At 68.1% G+C, this 21,514-nt stretch carries 21 protein-coding genes; 14 read left to right on the top strand and 7 right to left on the bottom strand.

What is annotated here, in order from left to right:
* Window positions 1-176 precede the first annotated feature (176 nt).
* The 5 genes from L3V85_RS00750 (at window position 177) to L3V85_RS00730 (ending at window position 5,777) form a co-directional block, all read left to right on the top strand.
* Window positions 177-2,237 carry a VIT and vWA domain-containing protein gene (locus L3V85_RS00750; protein WP_237677532.1) on the top strand — a complete coding sequence of 687 codons (2,061 nt, stop codon included), beginning with the start codon at window positions 177-179 and terminating at the stop codon, window positions 2,235-2,237.
* Window positions 2,238-2,256: 19 nt separating this feature from the next.
* On the top strand, window positions 2,257-3,186 hold the full coding sequence (xrtQ, locus tag L3V85_RS00745) for an exosortase Q (protein ID WP_237677531.1): 930 nt from the start codon (window positions 2,257-2,259) through the stop codon (window positions 3,184-3,186).
* On the top strand, window positions 3,167-3,736 hold the full coding sequence (locus L3V85_RS00740) for a hypothetical protein (protein ID WP_237677530.1): 570 nt from the start codon (window positions 3,167-3,169) through the stop codon (window positions 3,734-3,736). The genes xrtQ and L3V85_RS00740 overlap by 20 nt, the downstream gene beginning before the upstream one ends.
* 83 nt (window positions 3,737-3,819) lie before the next feature.
* Window positions 3,820-5,016, top strand: coding sequence for a biosynthetic peptidoglycan transglycosylase (locus L3V85_RS00735; protein WP_237677529.1), 1,197 nt, complete (start codon window positions 3,820-3,822; stop codon window positions 5,014-5,016).
* 5 nt (window positions 5,017-5,021) lie between these two features.
* Window positions 5,022-5,777 carry a GNAT family N-acetyltransferase gene (locus L3V85_RS00730; RefSeq protein WP_237677528.1) on the top strand — a complete coding sequence of 252 codons (756 nt, stop codon included), beginning with the start codon at window positions 5,022-5,024 and terminating at the stop codon, window positions 5,775-5,777.
* On the opposite strand, the gene L3V85_RS00725 is transcribed toward L3V85_RS00730, so the two are convergent.
* On the bottom strand, window positions 5,774-6,415 hold the full coding sequence (locus tag L3V85_RS00725; protein ID WP_237677527.1) for a TetR/AcrR family transcriptional regulator: 642 nt from the start codon (window positions 6,413-6,415) through the stop codon (window positions 5,774-5,776). The genes L3V85_RS00730 and L3V85_RS00725 overlap by 4 nt on opposite strands.
* 129 nt (window positions 6,416-6,544) lie before the next feature.
* Here L3V85_RS00725 and L3V85_RS00720 point away from each other — a divergent pair, with 129 nt between their 5' ends.
* The 5 genes from L3V85_RS00720 (at window position 6,545) to L3V85_RS00700 (ending at window position 11,336) form a co-directional block, all read left to right on the top strand.
* Window positions 6,545-7,972 carry a carotenoid oxygenase family protein gene (locus tag L3V85_RS00720; protein ID WP_237677526.1) on the top strand — a complete coding sequence of 476 codons (1,428 nt, stop codon included), beginning with the start codon at window positions 6,545-6,547 and terminating at the stop codon, window positions 7,970-7,972.
* Window positions 7,969-8,526 carry a hypothetical protein gene (locus L3V85_RS00715; protein WP_237677525.1) on the top strand — a complete coding sequence of 186 codons (558 nt, stop codon included), beginning with the start codon at window positions 7,969-7,971 and terminating at the stop codon, window positions 8,524-8,526. The genes L3V85_RS00720 and L3V85_RS00715 overlap by 4 nt, the downstream gene beginning before the upstream one ends.
* A gap of 46 nt (window positions 8,527-8,572) precedes the next feature.
* Complete coding sequence (locus L3V85_RS00710; protein ID WP_237677524.1) at window positions 8,573-9,469, top strand: pirin family protein; 897 nt, start codon at window positions 8,573-8,575, stop codon at window positions 9,467-9,469.
* An 87-nt stretch (window positions 9,470-9,556) separates the two neighbouring features.
* Complete coding sequence (locus L3V85_RS00705; protein ID WP_237677523.1) at window positions 9,557-10,642, top strand: flavodoxin family protein; 1,086 nt, start codon at window positions 9,557-9,559, stop codon at window positions 10,640-10,642.
* A gap of 139 nt (window positions 10,643-10,781) precedes the next feature.
* Window positions 10,782-11,336, top strand: coding sequence for a Spy/CpxP family protein refolding chaperone (locus L3V85_RS00700; RefSeq protein WP_237677522.1), 555 nt, complete (start codon window positions 10,782-10,784; stop codon window positions 11,334-11,336).
* 84 nt (window positions 11,337-11,420) lie between these two features.
* Here L3V85_RS00700 and L3V85_RS00695 read toward each other — a convergent pair whose 3' ends face one another.
* Window positions 11,421-11,852, bottom strand: coding sequence for a serine/threonine protein kinase (locus tag L3V85_RS00695; protein ID WP_237677521.1), 432 nt, complete (start codon window positions 11,850-11,852; stop codon window positions 11,421-11,423).
* Between the two features lie 223 nt (window positions 11,853-12,075).
* Here L3V85_RS00695 and L3V85_RS00690 point away from each other — a divergent pair, with 223 nt between their 5' ends.
* The 3 genes from L3V85_RS00690 to L3V85_RS00680 are packed head-to-tail and all read left to right on the top strand — an operon-like array spanning window position 12,076 to window position 15,102.
* Entirely contained in the window at window positions 12,076-12,849 is a 774-nt protein-coding gene (locus L3V85_RS00690; protein WP_237677520.1) for an endonuclease/exonuclease/phosphatase family protein, read from the top strand.
* An 11-nt stretch (window positions 12,850-12,860) separates the two neighbouring features.
* Window positions 12,861-14,132 carry a cardiolipin synthase ClsB gene (gene clsB, locus L3V85_RS00685; protein ID WP_237677519.1) on the top strand — a complete coding sequence of 424 codons (1,272 nt, stop codon included), beginning with the start codon at window positions 12,861-12,863 and terminating at the stop codon, window positions 14,130-14,132.
* A gap of 19 nt (window positions 14,133-14,151) precedes the next feature.
* Window positions 14,152-15,102, top strand: coding sequence for a lysylphosphatidylglycerol synthase domain-containing protein (locus L3V85_RS00680; RefSeq protein WP_237677518.1), 951 nt, complete (start codon window positions 14,152-14,154; stop codon window positions 15,100-15,102).
* Here the strand turns inward: L3V85_RS00680 and L3V85_RS00675 are convergent.
* Complete coding sequence (locus L3V85_RS00675; protein ID WP_237677517.1) at window positions 15,090-15,668, bottom strand: acyloxyacyl hydrolase; 579 nt, start codon at window positions 15,666-15,668, stop codon at window positions 15,090-15,092. The genes L3V85_RS00680 and L3V85_RS00675 overlap by 13 nt on opposite strands.
* A gap of 210 nt (window positions 15,669-15,878) precedes the next feature.
* On the opposite strand from L3V85_RS00675, the gene L3V85_RS00670 reads away from it, so the two are divergent.
* Window positions 15,879-16,388: a polyhydroxyalkanoate granule-associated phasin gene (locus tag L3V85_RS00670; RefSeq protein WP_237677516.1), complete on the top strand. Its 510-nt coding sequence runs from the start codon at window positions 15,879-15,881 to the stop codon at window positions 16,386-16,388.
* A gap of 10 nt (window positions 16,389-16,398) precedes the next feature.
* Here the strand turns inward: L3V85_RS00670 and L3V85_RS00665 are convergent, their stop codons facing one another.
* The 4 genes from L3V85_RS00665 to L3V85_RS00650 form a co-directional block, all read right to left on the bottom strand.
* On the bottom strand, window positions 16,399-17,643 hold the full coding sequence (locus L3V85_RS00665; RefSeq protein WP_237677515.1) for a metallophosphoesterase: 1,245 nt from the start codon (window positions 17,641-17,643) through the stop codon (window positions 16,399-16,401).
* A gap of 134 nt (window positions 17,644-17,777) precedes the next feature.
* A complete protein-coding gene (locus L3V85_RS00660; RefSeq protein ID WP_237677514.1) occupies window positions 17,778-18,263 on the bottom strand; it encodes a hypothetical protein in 486 nt (161 codons plus the stop codon).
* Between the two features lie 115 nt (window positions 18,264-18,378).
* Window positions 18,379-18,900, bottom strand: coding sequence for a hypothetical protein (locus tag L3V85_RS00655; RefSeq protein ID WP_237677513.1), 522 nt, complete (start codon window positions 18,898-18,900; stop codon window positions 18,379-18,381).
* Between the two features lie 325 nt (window positions 18,901-19,225).
* Window positions 19,226-21,496, bottom strand: coding sequence for an AAA family ATPase (locus L3V85_RS00650; protein ID WP_237677512.1), 2,271 nt, complete (start codon window positions 21,494-21,496; stop codon window positions 19,226-19,228).
* Between the last annotated feature and the right edge of the window lie 18 nt (window positions 21,497-21,514).

Here is a 21,514-nt window from a genome sequence, read left to right as displayed (position 1 = left end):
CGGCGATGCTCTTCGCGCGACCCGAAGCTTGTGTGAAGCACCCTGCGCGCCTCACTTCACACAGACTTCACACAGCGGGAAAGCGCCTCGTTCGACTTCAAGGAGCCTTCCAACTGGCTTCTCGCGCGGTGCCGACATTCATGTCCGTGCAAGTTCGCACGGACAAGGACACCGCCATGAATGCCCCCTCCACTCCACGCCCCGGCCGCTGGCTCTGGCTCGCCACCGTGAGCCTGGCGACCGCGGGCTTCGTCGCATTGGGCGTGCGCCCGCTGCATGCGCAGGAAGCGCCCGCCGGCCCGCGCCTGAAGACGGAAAGCCCGTATTTCTTCGTCAAGAGCGACGACCCCTCGGTCGACCGCCTGCCCCTGAAGGGCACCGAGGTGGCCGTGAAGATCTCGGGCGTGATCGCCGACGTGACGGTCACGCAGACCTATCGCAACGAAGGCCGGCGCGCCATCGAGGCCAAGTATGTTTTCCCGGGCTCGACCAAGGCGGCCGTGAGCGGCCTCAACGTGCGGCTGGCCGACCGGCTCATCACCGCGCAGATCCGGGAGAAGCAACAGGCGCAGATCGAATACGACACGGCCAAGAAAGAAGGCAAGACCGCCGCGCTGCTCGAGCAGCACCTGCCCAACGTGTTCCAGATGAACGTCGCCAATATCCTGCCGGGCGATGACGTGAAGGTGGAGCTGCGCTACACCGAGCTGCTGGTGCCGCAGTCGGGCAACTACGAGTTCGTGTTCCCCACGGTGGTGGGCCCGCGCTACAACAGCCCGCAGTCGTCCAACGCGCAGGCCAAGTGGGTGGCGCAGCCCACGCTCGCGGAAGGCGCGGCGAGCGGCACCAGCTTCAAGCTCAGGGCCAGCATCGACACGCCGATGGGCCTGAAGGAAATCCGTTCGACCACGCACGCTATCGACGTGAAGAAGAGCGACGAAGACCAGCACGCCGACATCGTGCTCACGGCTGACGGCCGCCCCGCGGACAACCGCGACTTCGTGCTCGATTACCGCTTGGCCGGCGAAAAGATCGAATCGGGCCTGATGCTCTACAAGGGCCAGGGCGAGAACGCGGAGAACTTCTTCCTCGCGATGGTCGAGCCGCCCAAGGCCGTGGCCGCCAGCGCCATCTCGCCGCGCGACTACATCTTCGTGGTCGACATCTCGGGCTCGATGCACGGCTTTCCGCTCGACACCGCGAAGACGGTGCTCGAGCGCCTGATCGGCGGCCTGCGTCCGAGCGACACCTTCAACGTGCTGCTGTTCTCGGGCAGCAACAAGATGCTCTCGCCCAAGTCGGTGCCGGCCACGCGCGCCAACATCGAACAGGCGCTGGCCACCATCCAGAACTACAGCGGCAGCGGCAGCACCGAGCTGATTCCCGCGCTCAAGCGCGTGTATGCCGAGCCGAAGGAGGACAAGGTGTCGCGCACCGTGGTGGTCGTCACCGACGGCTACGTGACGGTCGAGCGCGAAGCCTTCGAGCTGGTGCGCAAGAACCTGTCGAAGGCCAACGTGTTCGCCTTCGGTATCGGCTCGTCGGTGAACCGCAGCCTGATGGAAGGCATTGCGCGCGCCGGCATGGGCGAGCCCTTCATCATCACCGACCCGATCCAGGCGCCTGAGCAGGCCGCGCGTTTTCGCCGCATGGTCGAGTCGCCGGTGCTCACGAACGTGAAGGCCACTTTCGGCGGGCTCGACGTGTACGACGTGGAGCCGCAGGCCCTGCCCGACGTGCTCGGCGAACGCCCGGTGATCGTGTTCGGCAAGTGGCGCGGTGAAGCAAAAGGCCGCGTGATCATCGAAGGCCTGGGCGCCAACGGCCCCTATCGCCAGGAAGTGCGCATCGACGACCGCACCCGCCAGGACACGGCGGCACTGCGCACGCTCTGGGCGCGTCACCGCATCCAGAGCCTGAGCGACCAGGAAACGCTGGAAGGCGGCACCGCCTTCAAGGAACGCATCACCGAACTGGGCCTGAAATACAGCCTGCTCACCCAGTACACGAGCTTCATCGCCGTCGACAAGGTGGTGCGCAACCTGGCGCCGCAGAACAGCGTGGACGTGAACCAGCCCTTGCCTCTTCCGCAAGGCGTGAGCGAGCTGGCGCTCGGCGCCGAAGTGCCGAGCACGCCCGAACCCGAAACGCTGGGCGCCATCGCCGTCGTGCTGTCGATGCTCGCCATGCTGCGCCGCCGGGCCCGCCGCAACGACGCGCGCCGCTTCACTGCCTGAACCACCGAGAAAGAAAAGAATGTCTCTGGCAGCACTTGCCCATCGTCACCCGCGCATCGTCGACTGGGGCATCTTCATCGACCGCGCGCCGGCCGCAGGCTGGCTCGGCCTGCAATTCCTGGCGCTGATGCCGACCTGGGCCTGGATGGTCCAGCGCATGCGCGACGGCTCCGACGATCCGCTGGGCTTGCTGGCACTGGTCGCGCTGGCCGCGTTGACCTGGAACCGCCGGCGTGAACTGCGCGCCTCGCCGCGGCTGGGCTGGCTCGCGCTGGCGGGCGCGGGCACGGTGCTCGCGACCTTGCTGCGCACAGGGCTCGGCGGCCTGCCCGCGCTGCCGCCGCTGGCGGCCGGGCTGGTGGCCGTGCTGGCGCTGGCCTGCGGACTGCTGGCTTTCCTGCCGCGCAACGTGGGCAGGCTGCCGCTGGCGGGGCTCGCGGTGCTGGCGTTGCCGCTGCTGTCGTCGCTCCAGTTCTATGCGGGCTATCCGCTGCGCGTGGTCACGGCGGAGGCCAGCCGGTGGCTGCTCGCGCCAGGCTTCGAGGTGATGCGTGAAGGCGCCAGCCTGATGGTCGACGGCCGCCTCGTGATCGTCGATGCGCCCTGCTCCGGCGTGCAGATGGTCTGGCTCGGCTATTTCACGGCCTGCGCGGTGGCGCTGTGGGCACGCCGCGGCGACCAGACTTTCCTGCGCCGCCTGCCGATGGTCGGCCTGCTGGTGCTGGCCGGGAACATCGTGCGCAACAGCCTGCTGATTGCCTTCGAAGGCGCCGGCCATCCGCTGGCACCCTGGGCGCACAACACGCTGGGCCTGGTGGTGCTTGCCGTCGTGTGCGGCGCCATCGCCCGTCTCATGGTGCCGGAGCGCCATGTGCCCGGACTCGCCGAACAACCCATTCCGGGCCTGATCACCGCCCAAGGAGGCCGCCGTGTCGACACCGTTCTTTGAGCGCTGGCTCGCCAACCATTTCATCAACCGCATCGGCCACAAGTCGGCCTTCGCGCTGGCGATGCTGCTGTGCATGCTGTGGTCGGCCGGCGTGGCGCTGCGTGCGCCCACCGAGCCGCCGGCCGTGGCCGTGTCGCACGAATGGCCCAGCCAGTGGGACGGCCTGCCGCTGCGGCCACTGGCACTGAGCGACGTGGAGCAGCGCTTTGCCGACAACTTTCCGGGTGCCATCGGCCGCATGACCGACGGCACGCAGACCCTGGTGATGCGCGAGGTGAAGCAGCCCACCCGCATGCTGCACCCGGCGGCCGACTGCTACCGCGCGCTGGGCTATCGCATCGAGCAGGCCCGGCTGGAACGCGACGCGCAGGAACGTTTGTGGCGCTGTTTTGTTGCGCAACGGCACGGCGCGCAAAAAATCCGTGTTTGCGAGCGCATCGTCGACGCCCGGGGCACGGCTTTCACAGACACTTCAAGCTGGTACTGGGCAGCTGCCAGCGGCCAATCGCATGGACCGTGGCAAGCTGTCACCGTGGCGAGACCGATCTGAGAAACGAGCCTGTGAAGAAGACCCTGCGTATTGTGCTTTTCAGCCTGATGGCCCTTGTCATCACGGCGTGTATTGCTATCTTTTTGATAGTCAAGCTGGCGCTCGCGCCGGCTGCCGGCGAATGGAGCACCACGGTGAAGGCGGGCCCGCTGAATTTCGAGATCGGCGTGCCCACCGCATTGCGCGTGGCCACCTCGCCGTGGTTCGCACCGTACCTGGACGGGCGCTCGTTCGACACCCGCGCCGGCGCCGTGCGCTTCGCCTGGAAGCCGACCGGCGAACTGCTCGAAATGCAATGCGCCCCCTGCAGTGCCGAGGTGCCGGCGCTCGGCACGCAGCCGATCAAGGTCGAGCGGCTGGTGGCCACCGTCAAGCGCGATGGCAACACGCTCAACGGCACCTTCGAGGCCACGCCCGAGAGCACCGACACGACCCGGCTCCACGGCCACTGGGAGGGCAAGCTCACGCCCAAGAGCCTGCAGCTCAGCGCCAACGTGGAAGATGCGCCCATCGCCCGCTGGTACGCGGTGCTGGTGCCCACCCTGCCCGAGCTGCGCAGCGCGCGCATCGGCGGCACCCTGGCGCTGCACGGCCAGCTGCTGCTGCCCGACGCCACCTTCTCGGTGCAGCCGACCATCAGCCAGTTCACGGTCGAGGGGCTGGGCACCGAGGCCATGCTCAATGCCCGCACCAGCTGCGGCCCGTCGGCCAGGCTGACCAACGACAGCTGGCTGGCGCGCGCGGTGGTCGCGGCCGAGGACCAGCGCTTCTTCACCCATGCCGGCTACGACCTGACCGAGATCCTCGCGTCGATCGACAACAACCAGAAGCCGGGCCAGACCAAGCGCGGCGGCAGCACGCTCACGCAGCAGTTGGCCAAGCTGCTGGTGACGGGCAGCGACCGCACCGCCGAACGCAAGCTGCGCGAGATGCTCTACGCGGTCGAGATGGAGCAGACGCTGGGCAAGGCCCGCATCCTGCAGCTGTACCTCGACAACGCACCGTGGGGCGGCAGCATCTGCGGCGCCGAGGCGGCGGCGCGGCGCTACTTCAAGCGCAGCGCGCGCACGCTGGAGCCGGCGCAGGCCGTGTGGCTCGCGGCCATGCTGCACAAGCCGCAGGCCGTGCTCGAGCAATGGCGGCGCGACGGCCACATCGACGCCGACCGCACCAAGTGGGTCGCCGAAAGCATCCGCGGCATCAACAGGAACCAGCGCGAGGCGCTGCTCAAGAGCGTGGCCGCGGCGAAGTTCACGGCGCCCGAGGCCGTCACGCAATGAAGCTCATGAATCCGATCCCAGAAACCGACATCGAAGCCATCGAACGCGCCACCGTCGCGGCGGTGGCGCCCGACCTCACCGAAGAACTCGACGGCTGGCTGCTGCCCTTTGCCGAGGGCACGGTCAATCGCGCCAAATCCGCCGTGCCGCTGCATCGCGGCGCGGTCGACGCGGCCACCCTCGACCGCATCGAAGACCGCTACGACAGCCGCCAGTCCGTGCCTTTGCTGCGGTTGGCCGACGCCGATTGTTTCGACGGCCTGCGCGCCGAACTGGAGCGACGCCACTACGCCCGCGACAACCCGACGCTGGTGCAGCTCGGCTCGACGCCGCGAATGCTGCAGGTGGCCGAGGGGCGCGGTGCGCCGGCCGATGTCGACACCACCCCCGACGACGCCTGGGCGGCGCTGTTCCTCGGCGAAGGCTTCGACCCGGTGGACGGCGCGCACCGCGTGCGTACCCTGTCGCGCGCCAAGGGCACGCTGTTCGCCAGCGTGCGCGAAGACGGCCGTACCCTGGCGGCCGGCGCAATGGCGTTCGGCCACGGCTGGTGCAGCGTGCACGGCATGCGCACCGACCAGGCGCAGCGCGGCCGGGGGCTGGCGGGGCGCGTGCTGGCCGGCCTGGCGCAGGCGGCCATGTCGCGCGGCTTCGAGCGGGTGTTCCTGCAGGTCGACGCGGCGAATCCGCCGGCACTGGCGTTGTACAAGCGCGCGGGTTTCGAAACCTGCTGGCAGTACCGCTACTGGAAGCGCGCCTAGCCCGCCTCGAAGCCGAAACGCACGTCGCTCAGCGCCTTGTCGACCAGGTCGATCGGGCTCTCGAAATCGGGCGCCACCTTGACGATGCCGCGCAGCCGCTGGTCGACCAGCAGGATCGCCAGCCCGTGCACATAGCCCCAGGCCGCGGTGATGCGCATTGCCTCGCCGCTGCTCAATGAGACCGGCGCGCCGCCCGGCGGCTCGTTCCTCGCGCCGATGACGGCGGCCATCACCCGCATCGCCTCGTGCGAGGCTTCCGACAGGGCCGGGCGCTCCATGTCGATCTTTTCGTTGCGGAACATCAGGCCGAACATGGCCGGGTTGTCGTGGGCGAAGTGCACATACGCGCGGGCGATGGCATTGCGCCGCTCGCGCGTCTCGGTGCTGCCGGCGGCCGCATCGCGCATCGCGTCGCCCAGGCGCCGATAGCCGACCGCCGCGAGTTCGCTCACCAGCCCGGTCGTGTCGTCGAAATGGTGCTTGGGCGCGGTGTGCGACACACCCGCCTCGCGCGCGATCGCCCGCAGGCCCAGCCCCGAAATGCCATCGCGCAGCAGCACGGCTTCGGCCGCGGCCAGCAGGGCTTCGGGCAGTGAGCCGTGGTGGTAGCGCTTGGGCAGCAGGGTTTCGTCGGTCATCGTCGGGAGTTCGTGAGGCCTAAAAATCTTACCACTGGAAAAATTTCTTGACTTCGCATGCGAGGTCGCAGATATTTCCACTGGAAAGATATCCCACGACACCTTTTCGACGAACCCCAAGGAGCCCCGATGAACGACGCCATTCCCCGCAGCGCCCCGCCTCCCAATATGGACCCGATCGATTTCGAAACCGAGCTCGGCCCGCTGCCGCTGAAAGGCACGCTGCCCGCCGGTCTGCGCGGCACGCTGGTGCGCAACGGCCCGAATCCGGTGGTGCCCGATCCGAAGGCGCACTGGTTCTCGGGCGACGGCATGCTGCACGCCTTCCACCTGGCCAACGGCGAGGTGCACTATCGCAACCGCTGGGTGCGCACCCAGCGCTGGCGGGCAGGCGCCGAGGGGCGCGATCTCTCGGGCGGCTTCCAGACCGCGTTCTCGAGTGAGGAACTGGAGCACCTGAAGGACGACGGCTCCGCCAACACCAACGTCATCGGCCATGCCGGCCGCATGCTCGCGCTGGAAGAGGCGCATCTGCCGGTGGAAATGGCGCTGCCCGCGCTCGACACGCTGGGCGCCACCGACTTCGGCGGCGGCCTGCAAGGCAGCTTCACCGCCCATCCCAAGACCGATCCCAAGACAGGCGAGCTGCTGTTCTTCGGCTACGGCACGCCGGCTCCACTGTCGAACGGCATGAGCTTCGGCGTGATGTCGCCCGAGGGCCGCGTCACGCGCTTCGAACGCTTCGAGGCGCCCTACGCCAGCATGGTCCACGACTTCATGGTGACCGACCGCCACGTGATGTTCCCCATCATGCCGCTCACCGCCAGCATGGAGCGCGCGCAGAGCGGCCGCCCGCCCTACGCCTGGGAGCCCGAATACGGCACCCGCGTCGGCCTGATGCCGCGCGACGGCAGCACCGCCGACATCGTCTGGTGGAAGGGCCCGGCCTGCTATGTGTTCCATGTCATGAACGCCTGGGAGGCCGGCGGCAGCCTGTTCGCCGACGTGGTCCAGTTCCCTACGCCGCCGCTGTTCCCCAGGCCCGACGGCTCGCCCGTCGGCGACAAGCCGCCGGTGAGCCGCCTCGTGCGCTGGCAGTTCGACCTGTCGAACCCGGCGCACGAGTTCACGCAGACGCCGCTGGAAGAAATCCCGGGCGAGTTCCCGCGCATCGACGAGCGCGTGGCCGGCCTGCCCTACCGCCACGGCTGGTACGTGTGCCGGGGCGTGTCGCAGCCCGGCGAGCCGCCGCGCCTGTACGCGGGGCTGGTGCACATCGACCACACCACGCCGCACCGCGACATGTACCTGTTTCCCGCGCCCGACGTGGTGTCCGAAGGCGTGTTCGTGCCGCGCTCGGCCGACGCGGAAGAAGGCGACGGCTGGCTGCTCGCCACCGTGTGGCGCGGCGCCACCAACACCAGCGACCTGGTGGTGTTCGATGCGCGCGCCCTCGCCGCGGGCCCCGTGTGCGTGGCCTCGTTGCCGCACCGCGTGCCGGTGGGCTTTCACGGCAACTGGTTCGGGCAACAAGCAGAGCGAGGAGCGACGTCATGAACATGCTGCTGGCCTTCGCGCCATTCATCGTCTTCGCGCTGTTCGACCGGCTGCTGGGCGTGGTGCCGGCGCTGTCGGCCGCCGCGCTGGTGTCGGCCCTCTTTCTGGTGCGCGACTGGCTCGCGCCCGGCCGCACGGTCAAGGTGCTGGAGATCGGCACCCTGCTGCTGTTCGGCGGCCTCGCGCTGTATGCGGTGGCCACGCACACCACCTGGTCGCTGCTGGGCGTGCGGCTGCGCGTCGATGCGGGCCTGCTGATCGTGGTGCTCGCCAGCATGGCCATCCGCCAGCCCTTCACGCTGCAGTACGCCAAGGAGCAGACACCACCCGAGATCTGGGAGCAGCCCGGCTTCCGGCTGGTCAACAACGTCATCACGGCAGCCTGGGCCGCGGCCTTCGCGCTCATGGTGCTGGCCGACGTGGCGATGATCTACATGCCCGCGCTGCCGCTGTGGGTGGGCATCGCGGTGACGGTGGCGGCCATCGCCGGCGCGATCCGCTTCACCCAGTGGTATCCCGCGCACATGCGCGCCAGATTTCAAGCCGCCGGCTGACAGCGCACGGGTGGCGCCGGGCGCGCGTTAGTGCCACCATGGACGCATGACGAACGCCAACCACCACGCCAACCACCCCACCGATCCCGTCGCCACGCCGCGCGGCATCGACCACATCGTGGCCGGTGTTTCCACCAGCGATGGCGACGGCGTCAAACTCACCCGCGTGCTGCAGCAGCCCCTGCAGAAGCGGCTCGACCCCTATCTCATGCTCGACGCCTTCGGCAGCGACAACCCGGGCGACTACATCGGCGGCTTTCCCAACCATCCGCACCGCGGCTTCGAGACCGTGACGTACATGATCGCGGGCCGCATGCGCCACCGCGACAGCGCCGGCCACGAAGGCCTGCTGGAGAACGGCGGCGTGCAATGGATGACCGCTGGCCGCGGCCTCGTGCACAGCGAATTGCCCGAGCAGGAAGAAGGCCTCATGGAAGGCTTCCAGCTGTGGCTCAACCTGCCCGCCAAGGACAAGATGCGCGAGCCCTGGTATCGCGACATCCAGAACGAGGAGATCCCCGAATTCACCACCACCGGCGGCGTGCACGTGCGCGTGATCGCCGGTGCGAGCCACGGCATCGAGGGCGCGGTGCGTCGCGAGCACACCGAGCCGCTGTACCTCGACATCACGCTGCCGCCGGGCGCCGAATTCGCGCAGCCGCTGCCCGAAGACCACAACGCGCTGGTCTACGTGTTCCGCGAATCGCTGTGGATCGCGGGCAGCGAGATACCGACGCGCCGCATGGCCATCCTGGCGAACGACGCCGGCAGCGACGGCGTGGTGCTGCGCGCGGGCGCGACCAATCACAGCCCGGCGCGTGCGCTGCTCATCGCGGGCAAGCCGCTGCACGAGCCCATCGCGCAGTACGGCCCCTTCGTGATGAACACGCAGGAGCAGGTCAAGCAGGCGGTGCACGACTTCCAGAACGGCAAGCTCGGCTGAGGGCGCCGGGGCTGTAGTCGCCCACCTACCGAAAGACGGCATGCCGCGCGGATGCGGCCCACTGCGGGCGCCGCCTAGATTGCGCCCATGCCCTCCTCCAAGACCCCCACGATCAGGAAGGGACAGGCGCCCGACACGCTGCAGCGCGCCCAGTTCCACGACCGCTTCATGCAGCCGTTCCAGGACCCGGCCTTCCAGGCCGAAACCGCGTCGCTGCAGCGCATCGAGCTGATCGCGTGGGAAGCCTACGAGCAAGGCCGCAAGGCGCCGGTGACGCGCAAGGCCGGGCCCGGCTATGCGGACCCCGACTACGACCTGTCCGTCGACTGGTTGGAGGCCAAGGCGCGCATCGACGCGGCGCAGGCCGCATGGGGCAATCCGCAGACGCGCTCGCGCGTGCTGCTGGTGAACGGTTCGCCGCGCAACGACGGCACCTGTCCCGGCGAGGTGTCGAAGACGTGGCGCCTCGCGGAGCTTGCACGCGAGGTGCTCGAAGGCAGCGGCATCGAGACCGACCTGCTCGACCTGAGCCTGCTCACCTCCGAGTACGGCCGGCAGATCCACCCGTGCAAGGGCTGCGTGTCCACCGCCATGCCGCTGTGCCACTGGCCATGCAGCTGCTATCCCAACCATTCGCTGCGCCAGACCGGCGACTGGATGAACGAGATCTACGAACGCTGGGTGGCCGCGCACGGCGTGGTGCTGCTCACGCCCGCGCACTGGTACCAGGCCACCAGCCCGCTCAAGCTCATGATCGACCGCCTTGTATGTGCCGACGGCGGCAACCCCGACCCCACCAGCACCCACGGCAAGAAGCCAGAGGAAGCCAAGGCGCTCGAGCTCGAGGGCTGGGGCTATCCCAAGCACCTGGACGGCCGCGTCTACGGCGTAGTGGTGCATGGCGACGTGGCCGGCATCGAAAGCCTGCGCCGCAACCTCTGCGACTGGCTCGACTGGATGGGGCTGATCGACGCCGGCATGCAGGCGCGGCTGGACCGCTACATCGGCTACTACGAGCCCTACGCCACCAGCCACGACACCCTGGATGCAGACGCCGACGTGCAGGAAGAAGTGCGCAACGTGGCACGCGCCGTGGCGCGCGCGGTGGGCGAGTTGCGCGCGGGCAAGCTGCAGGCGCCGGACCGGGGGCTGAAGCATCCCCGGCCCAAATGAATCACGCCGGCCCCGGGCCGGGTTCACCATTCTTTACGCAAGCTCACGCTGGGCTAACCGGCGCGATACAGAGGTCTTCCACACTTCGTCTCACCTGCTGCCCATCGGTGGCGGGCTTCTTCGAAAGGAAGCACTTCTCATGATTTCTCTTCGCCAACGCATCGTCTGGGCCAGCCTGCTGGGTTCGGCAGCCCTCGCCTCTTCGGGCGCCTTCGCTCAAGCGCCGGCCGCCACTCCTGCACCCAGCGCCGCGGTGGCCCAGGCCGACACCGCAGCAGCGCCCAAGGCGCAGCACAAGCGCATGGACCCCGCACAGCGCATGGAGCGCATGCAGGAACGCCGTGCCAAGCGCCTGACCGCTCTGAAGGAAAAGCTCAAGCTGAACGCAGGCCAGGAAAGCGCATGGAGCGCGTTCACCACCGCGACGCAGCCGCCCGCCGGTCCGCGTCCGCACATGGACCGCGCCGAGTTCGCCAAGCTGACCACGCCGCAGCGTCTGGAGCGCATGCAGGCCCGCCAGGCCGAACGCAGCGCCATGTTCGCCAAGCGCGCCGACGCCACGAAGACCTTCTATGCCACGCTCTCGCCTGACCAGCAGAAGACCTTCGACATCGAGACCGCCCACTTCGGCGGCCATCGCTGGCACCGTGGCGGCCCCGACGGCCATCGCGGCCAGGCTCCCGCCAAGAGCTGATCGCCATCGACAAAAAGCCCGCAGCGTGCAAGCGCTGCGGGCTTTTTTCATTCCCGAAGCCACGAGGCCGCGGGAAGGCGGAAATTACTTCGGCGTGCCGGTCTTGTCCGTCGGGTTGGTCACGACGTCCGGGCGCTCGCCCTTCTGGCCGAACTGCGGCTTGACCTTGCGGCCGGTCTGGCTGACCTCGGCGCGCGACATCTCGCCGGTCGGCTGCGGCATGGCGTTGGGCTGGTGGTTGACCGTGGTGGTCGCCTCGCCCTTGGGCACCATGCTGTTGGCGTTGTTGCGGTTCTGCACGCGGGCTTCGGCCTTCACCGACTCACGCGAAGCCGGCATCGAGTTGTCCGGCCGCTGCGGCGGATTGGCGACGCCCGCCGGCGTCATGGTGCTGGCCTGGCCGCCGACCGACGGGTCCGGCTGCGCGGGAATGGACGTGGCCTGCGCCTGCGCCATGCCGGCGGCGCCCAGCAGCGCGGCGAGAACGGCGGCGTGAAAGATGGCTTGCTTCTTCATGGTGAGTACTCCTTGTGGCTTGTCTGTCTCTGTATCGGTGGATGAAACGAAGGGCCGTTGTCTCCAAGCCCTGAAACCCACCGTAGGAGCCACCAGATTGGTGCGTTGTGGGGGTGCGGCAGGCCTGGCTGTAGGAGCCGGCCGCCCGCGCGCGAAGGGGTCGGAAGAAGGTGGCGCGTTCCTACAGTCGGCGCGCGCGGGGCAACGTACAACCCGTTCAACGATGTCTTCTTCTCCCCCCGACTCCGCGCACGCCTCGCTGAAGGTCATGACCGTGAACACCCACAAGGGCTTCACGGCGCTCAATCGCAAGTTCATCCTGCCCGAGCTGCGCGACGCGGTGCGCACCGTGGGCGCCGACGTGGTGTTCCTGCAGGAGGTGCTGGGCACGCATTCGCGCCACTCGCGCCGGGTGAGCAACTGGCCCGAGGCGCCGCACTACGAATTCCTGGCCGACACCATGTGGCCGCAGTTCGCCTACGGGCGCAACGCGGTGTATCCGAAGGGGCACCACGGCAACGCGGTGCTCTCGAAATTCCCCATCGTGCATTTCCGCAACCACGACGTGTCGGTGAGCGGCCCCGAAAAGCGCGGCCTGCTGCATTGCGTGTTGCGCTTGCCGGCCCGCGTGGTCGACGTGCACGTGATCTGCGCGCACCTCGGCCTGGCCGAGGCGCACCGCCAGCAGCAGCTCGAGCTGCTGTGCCACATCGTGCGCGACGAGGTGCCTTCCGATGCGCCGCTGATCGTGGCCGGCGACTTCAACGACTGGCGCAGCCGCGCGCATGACGTGCTCGAAAAAGGCGCATCGCTGCGCGAGGTGTTCGTGCATGCGCACGGCCGCGCGGCCCGGACTTTCCCGGCACGTTTTCCGATGTTGCCGCTGGACCGCATCTACGTGCGCAACGCCGGCGTGCACGCGCCCGTGGTGCTGCCGCGCAGGCCGTGGTCGCACCTTTCGGACCACGCTCCGCTGGTGGCGGACATCGATCTTTGAGCTCCATTGCCATGAACAACAACAACCACTGGACCGGCGGCAATCGCGTGGAGCTGCTCGAGAACGGCGAGGCCTTCTTTCCGCGCGTGTTCGAAGCCATCCGGCAGGCGAAGCGCGAAGCCATCGTCGAGACCTTCATCCTGTTCGAGGACAAGGTCGGCCTGCAGCTGCACGCCGCCATGCGCGAAGCAGCGCTGCGCGGCGTGAAGGTCGACCTGATGATCGACGGCTTCGGTTCGCCCGACCTGTCGCGCGAGTTCATCGAAGGCCTCACGTCGGCCGGCGTGAAGGTGCGCGTGTTCGACCCCGGCCAGCGCTTTCTGGGCAAGCGGCTCAACGTGTTCCGCCGCATGCACCGCAAGATCGTGGTGATCGACGGCGAGCGCGCCTTCGTCGGCGGCATCAATTACTCGGCGGACCACCTGCTCGACTTCGGGCCCAAGGCCAAGCAGGACTACGCCGTGGAGCTGCACGGGCCGATCGTGGCCGAGATCCACCAGTTCGTGCTGCGCGCCATCGCGCTCGGCGGCAAGGGCGCGGGCTGGTTCCGGCGCCGGCTGCGGCAGGCACCGGCTGCGGTCGCGCATGCGCCGGCCGGCGAGGCCGACGCGATGTTCGTCACGCGCGACAACCGGCACCACACCAACGACATCGAGCAGCAGTACCGCGCCGCCATCCGCGCGGCGCGCGAGCGCATCGTGATCGCCAACGCGTACTTCTTTCCGGGCTACCGGCTCATCAAGGAACTGCGGCGCGCGGCGCGGCGCGGTGTGGACGTGCGGCTGATATTGCAGGGCGAGCCCGACATGCCGATCGTCAAGACCGCCGCGAGCATGCTGTATCACCACCTGCTGCATGCGGGCGTTCGCATCTACGAGTACTGCGACCGCCCGCTGCACGGCAAGGTCGCGCTGATGGACGACAAGTGGAGCACCGTGGGTTCGAGCAACCTCGATCCGCTGAGTCTGTCGCTCAACCTCGAGTCGAACGTGATCGTGCGCGACCAGGCCTTCAACGCGGTGCTGTCTGAGCGCCTGGACCATCTCATGCAGCACAGCTGCAAGCAGATCGACACGGCCGACCTCGCGAGCGAGTGGAGCGGCTGGCGGCTGGTGCGCAGCTTCTTCGTTTTCCACATCCTGCGCTGGTATCCGGCGCTGCTGGGCCGCTTGCCTCGCCACGTGCCGCGCCTCACGCTGGCCGAAGCCACCGAACTCGCCAGCCGCCGCGACACCGGCACCAGCCACCCGACCGGCGGCGCCACGCAGACGGAAGCCGCCTGAACCGCGGCGCCATGCACCCATGAGCACGATGGCCCTGTCCCGCCAATCCTGGTGGCCCTGGGTCCGCCGCGCCGCGGTGTGGGGCTTCTTCGCGCTGATCGCATGGCTGCTGGTACGGCAGGCGCGCACCATCGACTGGGACGACGTGCTCGACGCGATTCGCGCGTTGCCCGCCACCACGCTGCTCGCGGCCGGAGCGATGGCGGCCTGCAGCTTCGTGCTCTACAGCACCTACGACCTATTGGGCCGGCATCTCACGCGGCACCGGCTCGGCACCGGCACGGTGATGGGCGTGACCTTCATCAGCTACGCCTTCAACCTCAACCTGGGTTCGCTGGTGGGCGGCGTGGCGTTCCGCTACCGGCTCTATTCGCGACTGGGGCTGGGCAACGAGACCATCACGCGCGTGCTGGGATTCAGCATGTTCACCAACTGGATCGGCTACCTGCTCGTGGCGGGCGTGGCCTTCTGCTTCTGGCCGCTGGACTTGCCGCCGGGCTGGAAGATCGGCAACGACGGGTTGCGCATGCTGGGCGCGGTGCTCTTGATGCTGGCGTTCGCCTATGTGCTGCTGTGCGCCTTTGTCAGAGGGCGCGTGTGGCGCGTGCGCGGTCATGCGTTCAAGACGCCGGGGCTCGCGATGGCGCTGCTGCAGCTGGCGATGTCGTGCGCCAACTGGTCGCTGATCGGCGGCGTGATCTGGTTCCTGCTGCAGGGCGCGGTCGGCTATCCGCACGTGCTGGCGGTGCTGCTGGTGGCGGCGGTGGCGGGCGTGGTCACGCATGTGCCGGCGGGGCTCGGCGTGCTCGAGGCGGTGTTCGTGGCGCTGCTCGCGCACCAGGTGCCGGAGGCCACGCTGCTCGGTGCGCTCCTGGCTTACCGGGGCCTGTACTACCTGCTGCCGCTGACGGTGGCGACGCTGGGCTATCTGGTAACGGAAGTGCGCGCGCGGCGGCTTCAGAAGCGATAGGTGTAGCGCAGGCGCAGGAAGGTCTCGCCGGGGTTGGGCTTCTTGATGTCCGCGTTCGAGAAGTGCTGCACCCGCAGCGCCACTTCGTGCTCGCCGCGCTCGCCGAAGCTGCGGCCGATGCCCAGCACCTCGGTGAACTGGAAGGCGGTGCTGAAGCTGCGATCGGACGTGCGGTAGATGTGGTCCATCAACGTGCCGCCGACGCCGCCTTCGGCGAACCACGGCGAGCTTCCTTCGCCGAAGCGGTAGCGCAAGGTGTAGATGGCGCCGATCTGCGTGTAGTTGCGATGGCCGCCGGCTTCGAGCGGCGGTGCGTTCCATTGGCTCAGGAACACATCCCAGTAGCGCGTGAACGACCCCTGCTGCACCGGCTGGCCCGGCGCCCACGGAAACACCATGCCCACGGTGGCGACGTTGACATCGCCCTTCTCGCCGTGCGCGGCATGGCCGAAATCGAAATAGACGCCGCGTGGGTTGTCATCGAATGCATGAGCCGCCGAAGCCAGCAGGCCGAACAAAGCCGCGAACGCGGCGGCCCGCAGGGGCTGGCATGTTTGCAATCTCATGATGTGGTTTTCTTATGCGGAGAGCGAGATGTGACAACCAGATGATCAATTTCCCGGCGATTCAGCATCTGTTCGGCACGTAATTTCCACATCGAAAAGTAGGACTTGATCAACAAAAATGCAGGTTTGAATTTGTTGCACTGCAGCAATCGTAACCAGTGAGGCCTATAGTGGGCTGACCTCCTCCAAGCGTCTCCGCGCACCTCCACCATGTCGCCGTCTCTCACCTCCGCTCCCGGTCTGGTTCATCCGCTCATGCAGTGGTTCGACCTGGCGCTCAAGACCAACGAGATGCTGCTCTCCTCCGGTTCCGTGATCCGCATGCGCACCGAACGCATCGCCAAGGCGGGGCTCGCGCCCAGCGCGGCAGACCTCGCGGAGTTCCAGCTCATGGGCAATGAAAAGCTCGCGGCCGCCAGCGAATCGGGCATCGCAATGGTGAAGCAGTGGCACAGCAGCCATCTCTCGCTGGCCAACCGCGTGCTCCAGCAGTGGGTGCAGAGCACCACGGCATTTTTCTCGCTGGCCGGCAGCGTCACGCCGGCACAGGCGGCAGCGCACGGCGATGCGCTGGTGCAGTCGGCAACCGACACCGTGAGCGCGGCGAGCCAGTTGTCGGACATGGCGGTGCACATCGCACGCGAAGGGCTGGAGCCGATTCACGCGGCCGCCACGTCGAACGCGCGGCGCCTGGCCGAACTCGAATCCAGCCCCGATTGACCGAGGCCGCTCAGGCGGCCGGTACCAGCGTCAGCAGCGTGATCTCGGAGGGCGCGCCAAAGCGCTTCGGTGGACCCCAGTAGCCGGTGCCCCGGCTCACATAGACCCACATGTCGTGCAGGCGGTGCAGGCCCGCCGTGAAAGGCTGCTGCATCGGCACGAACAGATTCCATGGAAAGAACTGGCCGCCGTGCGTGTGGCCCGACAGCTGCAGCTGGTAGCCCGCCGCCGCGGCCAGCGGCGCGCTGCGCGGCTGGTGCGCCAGCAGCACACGCGTGTGCACCAGCGGCGGTGCATCGTGCAACGCCAGATGCGGGTCGCTGGCGTGGGCCGCGTCGAAATGACCGGCGGTGAAGTCGGTCACGCCGGCCAGCACCAGCGCGCTTTCGAACAGCTCTTCGTCGGTCTGCGCGCCGCGCACGTTGCGCGTCTGCAGCACCACGTGCTCGTTCAGCAAAACCTTGAGGCCCAGTCGGCGCAGCTCGTCGATCCAGGCATGCGCGCCCGCGTAGTACTCGTGGTTGCCGGTGACCACGAAGGTGCCGTGCCGCGCGCGCAGCCCGGCCAGCGGCGCGATGTGTTCGCGCAGTTCCGGCACGCTGCCGTCCACCAGGTCGCCGGTGATGGCGATGGTGTCGGCGCCCAGCCGGTTGACCACCTCGACGATGCGCTGGATGTAGCCGCTCTTGATCGTCGGCCCGACATGGATGTCGCTGAGCTGCGCGATTGTGAAGCCCTCGAGCGCCTGCGGCAGCCCGCGGATCGGCACCTCGACCCGCTTCACGCTGGCCGTGCGCCGAGCGTTCAGAAAACCGATGGCCGACGTGGCCGTGGCAATGACCAGCACCGCCAGCGCGCTCCACGGGCGCAGCGTGTTCCATTGCACCTGCACGCCGCCCAGTGCGCTGGCCAGCCACGTCAGCAGCAGGCCCGCGTCGCGCACCAGCGTCAACACGAACATCGAGGAGAACCAGCCCATGCTGATCAGCCCGATCCACTTGAGTGCTTCGCCCATCGAAGCGTTGCGCTCGATGCGGCGCGACAGGAAAGGCAGCGGAATCGTGAGCGCCGAGACCATCAGCGCGAGCAGCGCCAGCGGCCATGCAGGCGTGAGCACGGCGAGCGCCGGCAGCAGGCGCAGCGCGATGTAGGCATGGAGCAGCGCAGTGAGCGCGCTCAGGGGACGGATCGGCATCGGGGCAATGGGGTCGGGCATTGCCCGGGATACACCATCTGCAAGGCGCATGCCGCGCATTCAAGACGCCCGATGGCGCCAGAGCCGCTATTTTTTCTATAGCGACAGGCGCCCGGATAGCGGGCGTTGTGGGCTCAACCGGAGCCCGAAAATCAGCGCCGGCGGCATGCGGTGCCGGCGCCCACTTTCACCGGTTATTGCACCGCGCGCGTGCCGGCCGAAGCCATGTCGGTGCCCGCCGGCCAGACGAAGGTCGCCTTGGCCGATGCGCCCTGCGGCACGCGCAGCTGCTGCTTCAAAACCTGGTTGCCGAGTTGGGCCTCGACTTCGTAGTTGCCCGGGTCGAGCCGGGCCACCATGAACGGACCGCCGGACACCACGTTGTCGAGCAGCGCGACACCGCTGCTGTCGCGCACCGTCACGTGCACGTTGGCGGCGAACTCGGCGCCCTTGTGGTCCTTGATCGCGAATTCGAAACTGGCGGGCCAGCGCGGCAGCACCGTTTCCATCAGCTGGGCTTCGTCGCTGCCGATGCCGCCGCTCATGTACTCGACGCCGTGCGTCATGTAGATCGGCGGGTTCACCGCGGCCTGCGCCGCCGAGAACGCGCCGAGCAGAACGGCGCCGCACAGCATCGCGGCCGCCACGGGCCGCATGCGCGATGAAAAGCGGGAAGTCATGGTCTGGATCCTTTCCTGGTCGTCGTGGCGAGAACCCACGATGTCCCCACTGTGCGGGGCGCGACTTAGGAAAGGCTGACCGAGGACGCAACGGCCGCGGCCGTGCGCCGGTTTCTCAACGGGTGGTCGAGGCCGTCTGTGCCAGCGCCTGCGGCAGCGGCGGCGTGACCGAGGCCATGTCGAAATTCGACGGCCACACGAACGACGCGCGCGCCGGCACGCCGGCAATCACCACCAGCGACTGCGTGAGCGTCAGGCCGCCCAGCGTCACGTTCACGTCATAGGCGCCGGGATTCAGGCGCGCGAGCATGTAGGGGCTCTGCGAGTCCAAGGTCATCACGGCCTGGCCGGTGTACTTCTGGCGGATTTCGACGTGGGCCTTGGCCGGAAAGCCGGGCTGCTGCGCCCCCTTGCCGTCGCTCACGCCCAGCGCGATGGTCGCGGCCCAGCGGGGCGACACCATTTCCATGAAGGCGGCTTCGTCGCGGGTGGCGCCGCCGCTCATGTATTCGATGCCCTGCGCCACCTGGATGGGTGGGTTGGAGAACGCATGGGCCGAAGTCAGGGCCCCGAGGAAAGCTGCTGTGCCGCCCAAAACCAGCGCGGCCAGTGGCCGGCGGAGACGCGAAGGGTTCATTGCTGTGTGGTCCTCGAACTTGCGTGACGTGAAATCCGTCGAGGATTTTGCTTAGCAAGAGTCGGGCTAGATATAGCGTTTACGAGGAACGATCCTCGGATTGAATGTGAATGCTATTGTTTTCATAGCTGGTGACGCCCGTGTGACGGCCGTGTAAGCCACATTCGCTCACAAACCTCACGGAAACCCTGATGCGGGCTGTTTTCGGGGGGCGCTGCCGCGTCGGAATCCGCTAGGGTGCATGGCGCAGTTCTACGGCGGTGCATGGCGAGCAAGGATCCGTGGCTGATCCACCCGCGCGCCAAGGACTCGCGCGGAGCCTGGCTCAGCCGAGCCCCGGTCTCGCCACGACGACGCCGTCCACCAGCCCCACTTCCAGGCAAGCCCCGTCCGCGACCGGCCCGAACATCGCTCGCGCGACCGCGGCCACCACATGCTGCTCGACCGCGCGCTGCAGCGGCCGGGCGCCGTATTTCGGACTGAACCCCTTGTCCGCGACGAACGCCACGACCTCGGGCGAGAAGTTCAGCCGCACGCCGCGTCGCGCCAGCCCTTCGCGCTGCGCGATCGCCTGCAGCTCCTGCACCGCGATGGCCTCGATGGCCGTGCGCGACAGCGGCGCGAACGGCACGACGCGGTCGATGCGGTTGAAGAACTCGGGCCTGAAGAACTGGCGGATGTCGTGCACCGCGCCGCCGCCGTTCGCCGGCTCGCCGAATCCCAGCGACGCGCCGTGGCGCACGCCCAGGTTGGTGGTCATCACGATGACCGTGCTGCGAAAGTCGGTCATGCGCCCGCGGCTGTCGCGCAGGCGGCCTTCGTCGAGCACGGTGAGCAGAAGGTCGAACACCGAGGCGTCGGCTTTCTCGATCTCGTCGAGCAGCACGACCGAAAACGGCTGCCGCCGCACGTGCTCCACCAGCTTCCCGGGCCGCTTGCCGGAGCCGATCAGGCGCGCGATCTGGAAGGCGTGCTGGAACTCGCTCATGTCGATGCGAAAGAGCGGGTCCGCGTCGTCGCCGGCACCGAAGAAATAGCGCGCCAGCGCCTTGGCCGCCGCGGTCTTGCCGACGCCGGTCGGCCCGGCGAACAGCAGGGTCGCAATCGGCTTGGCCGGGTCGTTCAGCCCGGCCTTGAAAAGATAGACCACGTCTTTCAGGTGCCCGATGGCCGCGTCCTGGCCGAACAGCTTCTGCGCGAAGAAGCCGTGCACCTGGGTGTCGTCCAGCGGCTGGTCGTCGCGTAGAAAGCTTTCGGGCAGGCCGGTGCTCTTGGCAAAGTGCGCGATGGCGCTGGCTTCGGTCACGACGCCTGTTTGCCCGGCAATGGCTTCGCGCACGCAGTCGCCGAAGAAGCGCACCGCCTTGCCTGGAAAGCTGTCGTAGCGCACATAACGCCCGAGCAGCCGGTAGCCGGTGTCCAGCGCCGGCCGCTCGATCTCGATCGACAGCGTGTTCTTCGCGTGGCCCGCGAACAGGTCGAGCACGCGGCGCGCGCGCACGCTGTCCATCTCGGGCAGGCGCAGGGTCTCGAAGCAGTCGATGAATCCGGGCAGGCGCTGGCGCGCGATCTCGAGTTCGCTGGGATTGGCTTCGCCGACCAGCCGCAATGTGCCTCGGCGCAGCGCCGGCAGCAGGTAGGCGGCCATCGATTCCTCGGGGCTTTCGCCGCCGACCTGCAGCAGGTTCACGAAGTCCGTGACCCACAGCAGGCCGTTCGACATGTCCAGCCATTCCACCGTCTGGTCGCACAGCGCCTGCCATTCGCCCAGGTACTTCGCCCGGCCGACGAGCCGCTCGGCATGACTGCGCCAGAAGGTCGGCGGCGCGTCGCGCGCGGCCGTGAGGCGGTGCGCCTTGCGGATCGCCTCGAGGATCACCACGCTCTTGCCGACGCCGGGCTCGCCCACCAGCAGCAGGTTGCCGCCGCGCGCGAGCCGTGCCGCTATTTCGTCGCTCAGTGCGCCCTGCTCCCAGGCCACCTCGGGAAACACATGCAGGCCGCGGCGCGCGCCGGTCTCGGGCAGGCGGTCGGCCACGGCGTCGAGTTGCGCATGAGCCTCGCGCAGATGGCGCGGCACATGCTGCCTGTTCGTGGTCCTGTCGTCGCGCCGCACGTCGATCTGGTCGAGCCACGGCGCGGCGGGCATCAGGAAACGCTGCGCATCTTCGGGCGAGAGACCGTCGAGGCATTCGCGGGTGTAGTGCTCGATCAGCACCGGCAACTGCGCGTCGTCGTAGTAATAGAAGCTCTGGTCGAGCCAGGGCAGGTAGCACTTGGCGTAGCCGTCTTCCTCGTTCTCGCCAAACACCGCCGCCACGTGGAAATCCGTGGCCCGAGGCACCGGGAAACTGCCTTTTTCAGTGCGGTGCGCGAGGCTCACCGACACATGCACGAGCTTGAGCCGCGCTTCGTCGATGTCCGGCTCGGGCACGTAACCGTCGCGCTCGCGTTCACGCTGCAGGGTTTCGGCCAGCGCGGCCTTCACGCGGCGGGCATTGCGCTCTATCACCTGGAAGTCGGTGCCGAGCAGGATGCCGCAGACGGACGTGTCGTCGAGCTGCCAGCACACCAGGGGGTACGAAAGCGTGGCCATGCGGATGCGGGTCTCTTC

The sequence above is a fragment of the Variovorax paradoxus genome, from assembly GCF_022009635.1.
GTDB lineage: Bacteria > Pseudomonadota > Gammaproteobacteria > Burkholderiales > Burkholderiaceae_C > Variovorax.
This window is presented reverse-complemented; position numbering and strand designations above follow the sequence as displayed.